Below are 13014 nucleotides of genomic sequence, written 5' to 3'. Positions count from 1 at the left end.
CGCTAAACTACGGTTCATCGGTAGATTTGCCGTATTTAAGAGTAAAAGCAGGCTACCACAGAAATTACAGTTAAATCAAGTCCGATCGCCAAGTGTTGAGTACGGATGTTGAAAGTTACCAATGCTGAATAATTTATGTGGTGAAGCAACCAGCGATCGCCCAAAAAACAGTAACTTTAGTTACATTTCAAAAACCGTGGCTGGCTTAATTAGGACTTACGCATAAAAACGAAAAATCAAGGGTATGGGGGAGCCACTGGCGTGGGTGGGTTTCCCGACTTGAGCCAAGTGGTGTGTATATGTATCTAAAACCCCTACGCCACACACCCTTACACCCTTACACCCAATCTTCACAGACAATTTTGGTGTGTAAGTCCTGTTAATATTCCTGTCTTGCACAGTATTATGTTTCCTGCACAAATCTGACCTGTACAAAATGTCATTTTATTTTCCGGGTGTTGCACAAATTAACAGAAAATGTAAGTAACACTCAGGAAAAATTGAATACTCGCTGACATATTTCGAGAATAAATCCCAAAGATTCTCACTTGTATCTGCTCAATTACTAATAGCAAATAGCCTATGTTAAAAATAGACTAAAAAGTATTTAAAGGCAAAATATTACTACACTAATGATTGATGTGTTGCTATATATAGCCTAAAAAATCATCATTTATTTACATAACTTTTATCATCAAATCACGTCGTCAAACATCAAAAAATATCCACCAAGACCAGCAAATAAATCATGAACCCCGCTTCTTCGTTCAGAGTTCAGGGAGAACTAAAAATTAGTAAACAAAAGCAATCTAATATTTTAGCAGCAATCATTATTAAACTTTTGAACTTAGTTGTCGGGGATACAGATTTAGCCGCAGAGTTTATTCAGTTGTGGACAATTCAAGAGTTTCAACTAGGTGATAATTTAAATAGATACACTGAGAATACAGCTACAGCAGATAACAGCGATTTTTTTTACTTGGTATGTCAAGGTAAAGTGCGCTTGTTGAGTTTTGATGAGACTTTGGGCAGGGAAGTTTCTCCACAGTTGTTATTAGCAGAACAGACATTTGGCGCAGATCATTTGTTTTGCGATCGCCCTTTATCATACCGTGCCATCGGTGCAAGTCCGGGTTTTGTAGCCCAAATTACAATTGCCGATTTACAAGTGTGGTTACAACGCTTACCAAATCTCCAAAAGCACTGGCAAAAGTTAGCATTCGAGCGTCAAGCACTAATTTTCTTTAAAAGTTATACAGAATTGCGATCGCTCAACAGTGCAAGTTTACAGCAATTCTTACCTTATATAATTACTAGCAAAATTCCGGCTGGCGCATCTTTAAATACAGCCACACCAGCCAATGCGGGACGTTTTTGGTTAGCCGGGGGAACAACCTCACTCTTAATTGGTGATAGTTGGGGATATCCTGATGTGACATCTCCCGATGCAACTGCGGAGACAGATTTGTTAGTTTACCAGCTACCGATTGAACAGTGGGAATTAGCCCAAGTATTTACTAGTCAAAATCCACAACCAAAAGTATCAGTTATTGATCATTCCGCAATCACCCAAATTCCCCTTCCCAAACCGGAATCTTCCCAAGCAGAAATTTCCCCAGTCGCAGAAATTGATTTTCCCCAACAGCCAAAAGCTAAACCACGGCGGAAATATCCCTTGATTTTGCAACAAAGTTCATCAGATTGTGGTGCGGCTTGTTTAGCAATGATTAGCCAATATTGGGGTAAACGCTTCCGCCTCAATACTTTACGCAACTTAGCAGCCATCGACTGTACAGGCGCATCTTTAGCGGGTTTAGCCACAGCCGCCCAAACCTTGGGTTACACAACATTACAAGTGAGGGCGAGTTTAACCAAGCTAGAGTCGCAAACTAATCCTTGGATTGCTCACTGGCAAGGCAATCATTATATAGTGGTTTGGCAGATTCAAGGCGATCGCATTTTAATTGCTGACCCAGCGAAGGGGAAAAAATGGCTATCACGCCAAGACTTTGAAGCCAATTGGACAGGATACGCACTTTTATTAAATCCAACCGCCAACTTTCATAGCCGCAACAGCGAGAAACTTTCCTTACGTCCTTATTGGCAGACATTACAGCGCGATCGCCAACTTATTCAATACATTATTCTGGTTTCTCTGATCATGCAAGTCTTTGGGTTAGCGACTCCCTTACTTACCCAAGTTGTTCTCGACCAAATACTATTGCTGAAAAACTTTTCCACATTAAATGCTTTTGTACTCGGCTTTTTATGCTTGGGTGTCTGGGGGATTGTTTTAAATGCACAGCGACAATATTTGCTCGATTATTTTGCCAGTCGCATCGATGTTAATTTAATTGGTGGTTTTGTCAAACATACCTTACAGCTACCATTACAGTTTTTTACCACCCGCCAAGTCGAAGATATTCTCAGCCGCATTCCCGAAAATCTCAAAATTCAACAGTTCTTTACCCGTCGCGCTATTACTAGTCCAATTGATGCGGTGATGATTCTTGTCTATTTTGGGGTGATGGCTAACCTCAATTTGCGACTCACTTTATTAGTTGTGAGTGGAATTATCCCCGTTGTGATGTTGATTGTGGGTGCAAGTTCATTCCTCCAGCAGATATCGCGGGAAGTTTTGCAAACATCCGCCAGCCAAAATTCTGCCACAGGGGAAATCATCACGGGAATTGTCACAGTCAAAACCGCCGCCGCCGAAGCTTCAGTGCAGACATATTGGCAAAAGCAGTTGCTGAAAATGCTCAAGGCGCGGTTACGGGGACAGAAGTTAGCCAATGTCTTACAAATGCTGCGGAATTTAGTTAGTCACATTGCGACAACAGTTGTTTTATGGTGTGGGTTGCAACTAGTCATCACTGGGGATATGTCACTGGGTAAATTGGTGGCGTTCAATATGTTGATGAGTAATGTGATTCATCCTGTGTTGGCATTGGTAGAGTTATGGGATGAATTACCCGCAGTATTCACAGCCCTAGAGCGAGTTAACGATGTCTTAGATTCTCAGCCAGAAGAAAATTCCCAAAAACCTTTACAGGTAATGCCGACAATTCGCGGTGAAGTGCAGTTTGAGAATGTATTTTTCCGCTATCATCCTGATGACCAGCGTCATACTTTGCAAAATGTCTCTTTTCACGTCAAATCAGGGCAAACTGTCGGGATAATTGGTCAGAGTGGTTGCGGTAAAAGCACCTTAGTCAATTTGCTGGCGGGTTTATATCGTCCCGAAAATGGGCGGATTTTAATTGATGGCATTGATATTAGTACGGTATCGCCGCCATCGTTACGCAGTCAAATCGGTTTTGTCCCCCAGGATAACTTTTTGTTTTCCGGCACGATTTTAGAAAATATTACTCTGTATAATCCAGATTTGCATCCTGAACAAGCGATCGCTGCCGCCAAATTAGCCGAAGCTCACAGTTTCATCCGCGAACTACCTTTAGGCTACAACACCCCAGTCGGGGAAAGAGGTTTGCGGCTGTCTGGTGGACAAAAACAAAAAATTGCGATCGCTCGTGCTTTAATTAGTAACCCCAAAATTTTAATTCTAGACGAAGCTACTAGCAGTCTCGACTCTGAATCTGAGCGTTGTTTGTACCAGAAATTAGCTCATTTGAATCAGCACCACACTACTTTTATCATCTCCCATCGCCTTTCTAGTCTGCGCCACACCGACCATATCCTAGTTCTCAACCAAGGTATTTTGGTTGAACAAAGCACCCATCAAAAGTTGATGGCAACCATTGGTCTTGATTAATTAACACAGTTCAGTTAAGAAAGCGTTTCGACAGCGATCGTATTTGATTTGTGAAAATCGAGAGGCTCAGATCCCCGACTTCTTGAAGAAGTCGGGGATCTTTTGGTTCACGAATGATTTAGGACTGCATTCATTCCGAGTCTCATAGCGCAAGTCATCTTCAGATGACTCAACTAAAAATGTATTCCAGTCCACTTAAGTGGACTTTGGCTATGAGCCTGGAACTTTAGTTCTAGGCGGGAATGGCTTGAAAGCGATAGGCTAGGCAAGCTTTGTTTGTATAGCCCCAGACTAATTGTACTGCCAGCCCTATACCCCTTCACCCAGTCCCCACAGATAATTCCTATTCATGATTCCCGGATGAAATTTATATTTTGTTAAAAATATTTTTAACAACGCCAAATACATAAAATTACTTTGTTTTTGATATTGCTATAGGAATTACGATATTTAGTGATTGTTTATTAGACAAGTTAATGGTAAATTTCTATATGAATTTGAACCAAAGAAAAGTTTCTTATGAACAATAAATGAGGGGTCAAACCCCTCAGTAAACAGCGAATCCGTGACAATACTAAAACTTAGAACATACAAATGGAGACATCAAAAAAAATCCGTATTTTTTACTGGTAAAGTTTTAATTGAGAAGATGACATTTAGAAAAAAACGTAGTATAAATACTAAAGTAGCTATTAATTTTTTTGCTAAATACCGTTGATGTTCTCAGGGAAAACTATCACCTTCTCACCAAACTTTGCTAGAAAAACTGAAGCGAAAGATTATACGGTAAAATTATCAGGGCAGTAGATTAAACTAAGTATTGAGAAGACAAACAGAGGATAAAACTGCGTCTACCAAGAGCCAAGCCAGATTGTTATAGTCATTAAAATGACATTACCAAAGATTGAAAAGTAACTAACTACTAAATGAAATACAGTTAACTTTCTCCTCCAAGGTCAAGCTCATGGACATCATCATCAGAACACATGCAGTTCTCACCTCAGTACCAAGAATGAAGCAGCCTTCACGGCTATATTTAGTCATTCTCCACAGGCTTATAGCTAAAACTAAACATAAATTTAGAGGGTAGTTGTTACAACATCCAACTGCAACAACTATTGATTAATTATTGACTACCTGTAACACCTAATTCCCCAGTGCAATTAACACTATGAATCACAACATAACTAGCGTCAGTAACTTTAATAAAGGTATCAATCCTCAACAATTTGACCAAATAGTAGAAGCAATTCTAGCTGGTAAGTATTCTTGGGCATGTGTGTTAATGCTACGTGTTGCTGGTTACAATCCATTACATTACATTCCTTATCGCACTTATAACAGATTGCTCAAAGAAAATTCTTCCCCAAGTAGAACGCAACAACAAGAAGTATCATCTGCGGATAAATCTGTCGCAACTCATTGCTTGGGCAAAATTAAAGACTTAACTTACCTTGAGGTAGTAGGTAAAGCAAAAAACTGAAATTCGTGGCGGTAATATGGAGCAATCGTTAGCCCAAGAAATGCCAGAACATCAAGCGATCGCACTCAAGATTTTTCCTTAAAATTGAGTAATGAGTAATAAGTAAATTTCTAACTCATTACTCATTACTCATTACTTTTCTCAATCAGTTGCTGTCAGTCCTGAATGTCGAGCTTTGACAAACAGCAAATAACATGATGTCATTAATTATTGAAATTTATGTAAAAATATCACGTTAATTATACTGTTTCCAATTAACTAACCCATCTTTGAGATAATTTCTCCAGGTGGGTTTTGTTGTCATAGATTCAAGCTTCTAGAGTATGAAAAGTCTGATTTAGTCTTGGTATCAAGAGAACAATTAGGGATAAAAATTTTTACCAAAATGTGCCAAAATGGCAAATTTAAACTATCAATATCATTTAAATTATACATAGAGCAGATGAGTCAATAAGCTCATCAACAATGATAAAATCATTGAATATCTGACTATGAAATACATTTAACTGATTGTTTTTGCTGAAGCAGTCAGTATCCCAAAGAGTACATAACTCTGAAACCAAGACAGACAATCAAACTGTTGCTATTGGTTGTTTTGTTTCTCAGGAAGCCTGAGCATCAACAAGTTAAAAAGTTGGTTTTCCGCAACTTTTACTTTCAATGCCCTCTAGTCAGTTTCTCTATGGTGGGGAAAACTTAGTAGAGCCTTCCATACTTTTATAGTCAGAGAAATAGACAACAAAACAGTTAACAGTTGTTGTTACTGATAGAGCATATAACTACTACACTTTTGTTTTAATGCTCTAAATCCTAGTTCTACCAAACAGGATCATCTCTGCTGTAATAACACATAATGGATACAGTATTGGCTGGAAGCTAAAAGCCCAAATAGCTTCCAGTTTTTTATGTAATCTGGTATGTTTTTAACTTGTATGAATACTAATGAGTGATTTGTCAAAAATTTTGCTGGAATCAGAAGAAGTGATGCAATTCCTCAAAAAAGAAATGAGGTTGAAGGAAGTATATCAACAGATTTTATTTCACAAAATCATCCGTCAAGCCGCCGAAGCTAGAGGTATTACTATTACACCGCCAGAAATTGAAGCAGAAGCAGAAAAGCAGCGCCGGGAAAGACATTTAGAAAGAGCCGCAGATACACTGGAATGGTTAGCTGATCAATTAATTACGCCTGAAGATTGGGAAAGAGGAATTTGCGATCGCCTATTATCTCACAAACTCGCACAGGTATTATTTGCCGATGAAGTAGAGCATTTTTTTCAGCAAAATCGCGCCGAATTTGAGCAAGTGATTTTGTATCAAATACTGCTTGACTCAGAAACATTGGCACAAGAGCTATACTATCAAATCGAAAATGGTGAAATTAGTTTTTATCATGCCGCCAAAATTTATGATATTGATATAGCAATCCTACCCCAAACGTGAGAAAATACGTAGATAAAAATCCTTGTTTTATAAGCGTTTGAGGCTTTTTGAACTCTCACATATCATTTAGGATTGCTATATTCATCGTCGGTTTAAGTGTGGATATGAAGGTATAGTTTATCGTTCCGCACTCCAACCAGATATAGCCACTGTTGTATTTCGAGCAGCACCACAACAGGTAACATTACCTTACTACTCTAGTGCTTATACACCCGTTCTAACAACCACAAAGAAGCGATCGCACCGATAAAGTGAGCAGTAATCCCGTTAATATTAGCTACGGCGACAAACACATCCAACGCTCGAATAATTTTATTGGGATCTGTAATTGCTACCCCTGGTGGTTGGGAGATAGATTTAGCAACTAAAACGCCTAAAGTTGAGCCAGCACCTAAAAGAGTTAATAGTATTCCCACTAAACTAATCATTATGCCTAATCTGATAGCAGCGATCGTGTCGGCTTTGCTAGGGTGTAAAGCATGATTCGGATTTTCTAACCTTTTACCCAGACGTGTATAACGAAAATCCCAATACACACTAAATAATAAAGCCACAATCCCGCAGATAGCCCAAAATATCCCGACTCCTAGACCTGCATTTGGTTTGTCAGCAAAGCCACGCCCAGTTGAAGCAAACAATACAGCTATCCCAGACACCACAGCCAGTCCTAGCTGTACCCAAAAAGTAATCCAGCCTGTCAAGCGAATAGTGTTACCAACTGTGTGAAGCGATGCTGTTATAGTTCTCGCGTCTGTTTCTGTTTGCATATTTAATTTCCATCTGTTGGCATTTCTTAGGAATCTCCCCCAACTTCAAGCATATTTTGGCTTGATAATGGAATACCCCCACCTACAGGCAGAAACTTTTGGCTATCTTCATTAGGATTTACGCAGTGAGATGAAAAATCAAGGGTTTTAGGAAGGGTGTACTTAAGCTAATGCTGATTCAAAACCCTTACACCCCACACCTGGTCTTTACAGATAATCTTTGTGCGTAATTCTGAATCAGTATCTAATCTATCTAAATAGGTTATTCTGCCAACACTTTAGAGTAAAATTAATCCTTTAGATAGAGGAGGGCAAAGCCGATGACTCGTGTCATCATTGTGCGTCATGGGCAGAGTAGCTACAATGCCGAACGGCGTATTCAAGGGCGCACGGATGCGTCAACACTAACAGAAAAAGGTCGTAATGATGCCAGTAAAGTAGGCAAAGCCCTCAGCAATATTTCATTTCAGGCAATTTATTGCAGTCCTCTGCAACGAGCTAAACTCACCGCCGAGATTATTCAAAGCGAGTTAGCCAATACTCAAGAGTCTGCTGCTGTCCAAACTTCTGATAAGTTATTGGAAATTGATTTGCCTTTGTGGGAGACAATGCTAACTGCGGATGTTGAGCAGAAGTTTGCTGAAGACTATCGCATTTGGCATGAAAATCCTGACCAATTGGTAATGCAAATTCAAGATGCTGAGGGGACAAGAGAGCATTTTCCAGTTCTGGCTTTGTACGAACAAGCACGGCAGTTTTGGCAAGATATTTTGCCACAGCATCAAGGTCAAACTATTTTAATAGTTGGGCATAACGGAATTAACCGCGCCTTGATTAGCACAGCACTGGGTATTCCTCCCAGCCGTTATCACTCCATCCAGCAATCTAACTGTGGTGTGACTGTATTGAATTTTGCTGGCGGTTTGGGTGAACCAGTCCAACTAGAATCGATGAACCAAACGCAGCACATGGGGGAAGCATTACCTTCATTGCGTCCCGGTCATCAAGGCGTGCGGTTGTTGTTAGTGCGTCATGGTGAAACTGAGTGGAACCGTCAAACCAGATTTCAAGGACAAATTGATGTTCCTTTAAATGACAATGGCAGAAATCAAGCGCAAAAAGCAGGCGAATTTCTCAAGGATGTAGCCATTGACTTTGCTGTGAGTAGTTCTATGCAACGTCCGAAAGAAACAGCCGAGATTATATTGCGTCAACATCCCAGCATTCAGCTAGACCTGCAAGATGGTTTGCGAGAAATTAGTCATGGCCTTTGGGAAGGGAAATTAGAGAAGGAAATTGAACAAGAATTTCCCGGAGAATTACACCGTTGGCGGACTGTACCGGCTGAGGTACAAATGCCAGAAGGTGAGAATTTACAACAAGTGTGGGAACGTAGCGTTGCGGCGTGGCAATCTATTGTGCAAACCGCATTAGATAATCAACTCACAACAGGATTAGTAGTGGCTCACGATGCAACTAATAAAACCTTGTTGTGTCATATTCTCGGTTTAACAGCAGAAAACTTTTGGAATTTCCGCCAAGGTAATGGCGCAGTTAGCGTGATTGACTATCCCAACGGACTTGATGGTTTTCCGGTATTACAAGCAATGAATATCACGGCTCATTTGGGTGGTGGTGTTCTGGATAAAACCGCAGCTGGAGCATTATAAAACAGGGAGGAGTGAAGAGTCAGAAATGAGGTAATAAATTAGGTGTGAATAGTCAAACCTAAATACTCATAACTCTTAACTCCTAGCTTGAAAGTGCTGAGTCACCGAAGTTTGCTCAACGCGGGGAACCCGCGCACGCAACTTCTCGCTGAGTGCTGAGTAACAATCTAGTACCTAGTCAAGAGTCCCTCTTCATGTTTAGTTGTGAGATGTTCTCATGATTAGCTGACTTGTCACTCCTAACGTATGATTTTTATGAATGAACTTTTACAACAAGTCCGAGTAATTGATCCAATTTCTGGCACTGACCAAATAGCCGATGTCCTGATAGTTGATGGTCGTATTCAAGCTGTAGCTGCACAAATTTCGGCAATTAGTAATGAGACTCAAGTTAGAGACTGTCGGGGATTAATTCTAGGAACTGGGTTAGTAGATTTGTATAGTCACTCTGGCGAACCAGGGTTTGAAGAGAGAGAAACTTTATCGTCTTTGTTGCAAGCGGCTGCATCTGGTGGCTTTACCAGAATTGGTATTTTACCTGATACATCTCCAGCCATTGATCATCCGGCGCTGGTGGCGCAGTTGCAGAAGATGAGAGGGGAAGGGGGACGTGGGGGACAAGGTGGACAAGGGGGACAAGGTGGACAAGGTGGACAAGGTGGACAAGGTGGACAAGGAAGAAACTATGTTTCTTCTCCCTTGTCTACCCCCTCTCCCTTGTCTACCCCCTCTCCCTTGTCTCCCCCCTCTCCCTTGTCTCCCCTCTCTCCCTTATCTACCCCCTCTCCCTTATCTCCCCCACACCCCGACACCCCGACACCGTTACTCAACATCTGGGGTGCAGTTACTTTGGATGTGGCGGGAAAGCAGATGACAGAGTTGGCTGATTTAGCGGCTGCGGGAGTGGTGGGTTTTACTGATAGTCATCCGTTGGATAATTTGGGGTTGGTGCGGCGAGTGCTGGAATATGTACAGCCTTTGGCTAAACCTGTGGCTTTTTGGCCTTGCGATCGCCAGCTTACCTCGAATGGTGTGATGCGTGAAGGGGTAGATGCGTTGCGTTTTGGTTTACCACCAGTTCCCGCCAGTGCCGAAACAACTGCGATCGCCTCTTTGTTAGAATTAGTGGCGGCGACTGGTAATTTGCAAGTTCATATTATGCGCGTCTCTACGGCGCGGAGTGTGGAATTAATTGCGGCTGCTAAGGCTGCTGGTTTACCCATCACCGCCAGCACTACTTGGATGCACTTGTTATTGGATACCACATCTATTAACCCTTCGACTACGCTCAGTAACATCGAGGGTAGCCGAGATGTTAAAAGTTATGACACCAGTTTGCATTTAGATCCGCCTTTGGGAAATCCCAGCGATTTAAAAGCTTTGCGTGAAGGAGTCCGCACAGGTGTAATCGATGCGATCGCGATCGACCACGCGGCTTATACTTATGAAGAAAAAGTCCAAGCTTTTGCCGAAGCTCCAGCAGGAGCAGTTGGTTTAGAACTAGCCTTACCTTTGTTGTGGCAAAATCTGGTGGTAACGGGAGAATTTACAGCCTTAGAATTATGGCAAGCTTTAAGTAGTAATCCCGCAAAATGTTTGGGACAGGAATTAAGTACATTAACTGCTAATCAAAAAGCCGAGTTAACTTTGTTTGACCCTTCGCAAACCTGGAAAGTGGAAAGGAAAAATTTACAGACACTTTCGAGTAATACACCTTGGATGGGGCGAGAATTACAAGGTCGGGTGTTGCAAATTTGGTGTTAAATTAATTTTGGTAGTTTTGGCGATCGCGCGGATGGGTAGGTGTTCAAAAATAGCGGTTCGGGAAAATGGCTGTATTCCTTTCAGCACAAGCTTTTGCCAAAAAAATAAATTAAAATCATCCGCGCACCTTGCTATGTATAGATTCCAGCGTTTTTGTGTCAATCAATTTTCATTATGCTGTGTTATAATTTTTCCATCCGCGCAACTGAACCTTGAAAACTTTATAGGACAACGCTTTCTGGCTCCCGCTATTGCAATTTCAACTAATCCCTATTAGGGATTGAAACATAACGGAAGTTATTGATGAAAAGACTGGTGCTAGATTGCAATTTCAACTAATCCCTATTAGGGATTGAAACATAAGGTAGATGGTCACGCAAGCCTGCTTCCAAAATTGCAATTTCAACTAATCCCTATTAGGGATTGAAACTGACGGGTTCTTTTTTAGAGAAGAAGATGGTGATTTTATTGCAATTTCAACTAATCCCTATTAGGGATTGAAACGACATGAAGGACGGTAAATACAGGTTTGAGCATATTATTGCAATTTCAACTAATCCCTATTAGGGATTGAAACCAAAGGAATTCCCAGAAGGCTTGAATTTAAGGTAAAGATTGCAATTTCAACTAATCCCTATTAGGGATTGAAACACGCGTAATTGAAGCACGCTTTACAGACACCGATTGCAATTTCAACTAATCCCTATTAGGGATTGAAACGAGATGTTGTTTTAGGACTGCATCAGAGTTTAGTCATTGCAATTTCAACTAATCCCTATTAGGGATTGAAACATGCCCGTAAGCGGCCATAGCGAGTGCATCGGCAATTGCAATTTCAACTAATCCCTATTAGGGATTGAAACCAACAAGCTGAAGAATTTGCCGCCGAAGTAGAAGAATTGCAATTTCAACTAATCCCTATTAGGGATTGAAACTGGCGATACACCGGGCCTGATTATGATGCTGATTATTGCAATTTCAACTAATCCCTATTAGGGATTGAAACACGATCAACGGTATCGCTTTGGCGTAATTCAAATCTAAAATTGCAATTTCAACTAATCCCTATTAGGGATTGAAACGTTTACTTCTGAATCCCACTAATGTCGGCGTTATCCAAAAATTGCAATTTCAACTAATCCCTATTAGGGATTGAAACAACTTGCATTTGCAAAACACGCGCGAGTCTTGCAAAATTGCAATTTCAACTAATCCCTATTAGGGATTGAAACACGAGCTAGGACAAAAAGGAAAATAAAAATGCCAATTATTGCAATTTCAACTAATCCCTATTAGGGATTGAAACGCCTAGTGATTGTTGGATGTCCCACCATTACGATTGCAATTTCAACTAATCCCTATTAGGGATTGAAACGATCTAACCGCGTCCGCCCCAAGAGATTCACTCGAATTGCAATTTCAACTAATCCCTATTAGGGATTGAAACAGATTTTCAATCCCTATCCCATAAAATTTAGCCAAGATTGCAATTTCAACTAATCCCTATTAGGGATTGAAACAAGCTAGGTATTAAGGTTGATTTAATATTGTTTGATTGCAATTTCAACTAATCCCTATTAGGGATTGAAACGTACACTCAACCTTAATAGATTTAGGATTACTAATTGCAATTTCAACTAATCCCTATTAGGGATTGAAACGAAAGTGGATTTCAGGAATAGAATGTTGTAAGCTAAATTGCAATTTCAACTAATCCCTATTAGGGATTGAAACAGATGTGGATGATATGATAAAGGGTTCAAAGAAATTGCAATTTCAACTAATCCCTATTAGGGATTGAAACAAACCTGAATCTGGCAAATATCAGGTGCGATCGCTATTGCAATTTCAACTAATCCCTATTAGGGATTGAAACTTGCTCCACTCCAATCTTTTGATGAGGGACAACTATATTGCAATTTCAACTAATCCCTATTAGGGATTGAAACCCCCAGTGCCGACGAACGGAACACTCGCCAATCTCATTGCAATTTCAACTAATCCCTATTAGGGATTGAAACATTGATAGTACTTGCAGCTTCTAACCCCAATTGAGCATTGCAATTTCAACTAATCCCTATTAGGGATTGAAACGCAACCTCCAGTCGGATA

Annotated in this window: 5 protein-coding genes, 1 pseudogene and 1 CRISPR repeat array (1 of these 7 running past the window's edge); of the genes and pseudogenes, 5 read left to right on the top strand and 1 reads right to left on the bottom strand. The window is 40.6% G+C overall.

Annotation, left to right across the window (positions count from 1 at the left end):
- Nucleotides 1-748 precede the first annotated feature (748 nt).
- The 3 genes and pseudogenes from H6G77_RS03435 (at nucleotide 749) to H6G77_RS36445 (ending at nucleotide 6701) form a co-directional block, all read left to right on the top strand.
- On the top strand, nucleotides 749-3775 hold the full coding sequence (locus H6G77_RS03435) for a cysteine peptidase family C39 domain-containing protein (RefSeq protein WP_190870837.1): 3027 nt from the start codon (nucleotides 749-751) through the stop codon (nucleotides 3773-3775).
- 1171 nt (nucleotides 3776-4946) lie between these two features.
- Nucleotides 4947-5340: pseudogene (locus tag H6G77_RS03430) on the top strand (HetP family heterocyst commitment protein).
- Between the two features lie 860 nt (nucleotides 5341-6200).
- Nucleotides 6201-6701, top strand: coding sequence for a hypothetical protein (locus H6G77_RS36445; protein WP_396020664.1), 501 nt, complete (start codon nucleotides 6201-6203; stop codon nucleotides 6699-6701).
- Nucleotides 6702-6898: 197 nt separating this feature from the next.
- On the opposite strand, the gene H6G77_RS03420 is transcribed toward H6G77_RS36445, so the two are convergent.
- Nucleotides 6899-7468, bottom strand: a complete 570-nt coding sequence (locus H6G77_RS03420) for a DUF3611 family protein (protein ID WP_190870836.1) — start codon at nucleotides 7466-7468, stop codon at nucleotides 6899-6901.
- Nucleotides 7469-7788: 320 nt separating this feature from the next.
- Here H6G77_RS03420 and H6G77_RS03415 point away from each other — a divergent pair, with 320 nt between their 5' ends.
- Together H6G77_RS03415 and H6G77_RS03410 are read left to right on the top strand one after the other, a co-directional pair.
- Nucleotides 7789-9138 (top strand): histidine phosphatase family protein, encoded by a 1350-nt coding sequence (locus H6G77_RS03415; RefSeq protein WP_190593292.1) that lies wholly within the window; start codon nucleotides 7789-7791, stop codon nucleotides 9136-9138.
- A 255-nt stretch (nucleotides 9139-9393) separates the two neighbouring features.
- A complete protein-coding gene (locus H6G77_RS03410) occupies nucleotides 9394-10902 on the top strand; it encodes a dihydroorotase (protein WP_190870835.1) in 1509 nt (502 codons plus the stop codon).
- Between the two features lie 250 nt (nucleotides 10903-11152).
- Nucleotides 11153-13014: direct repeats of the CRISPR family, unit length 37 nt; unit sequence ATTGCAATTTCAACTAATCCCTATTAGGGATTGAAAC; it runs 1008 nt beyond the window's last position.

Origin of the sequence: Aulosira sp. FACHB-615, from assembly GCF_014698045.1 — a bacterium.
GTDB lineage: Bacteria > Cyanobacteriota > Cyanobacteriia > Cyanobacteriales > Nostocaceae > Nostoc_B.
This window is presented reverse-complemented; position numbering and strand designations above follow the sequence as displayed.

Excerpts from the sequence above, each read along its gene's own strand:
- H6G77_RS03435 (WP_190870837.1), top strand. The coding sequence starts at position 749 with ATGAACCCCGCTTCTTCGTTCAGAGTTCAGGGAGAACTAAAAATTAGT.
- H6G77_RS36445 (WP_396020664.1), top strand. The coding sequence starts at position 6,201 with ATGAGTGATTTGTCAAAAATTTTGCTGGAATCAGAAGAAGTGATGCAA.
- H6G77_RS03420 (WP_190870836.1), bottom strand. The coding sequence starts at position 7,468 with ATGCAAACAGAAACAGACGCGAGAACTATAACAGCATCGCTTCACACA.
- H6G77_RS03415 (WP_190593292.1), top strand. The coding sequence starts at position 7,789 with ATGACTCGTGTCATCATTGTGCGTCATGGGCAGAGTAGCTACAATGCC.
- H6G77_RS03410 (WP_190870835.1), top strand. The coding sequence starts at position 9,394 with ATGAATGAACTTTTACAACAAGTCCGAGTAATTGATCCAATTTCTGGC.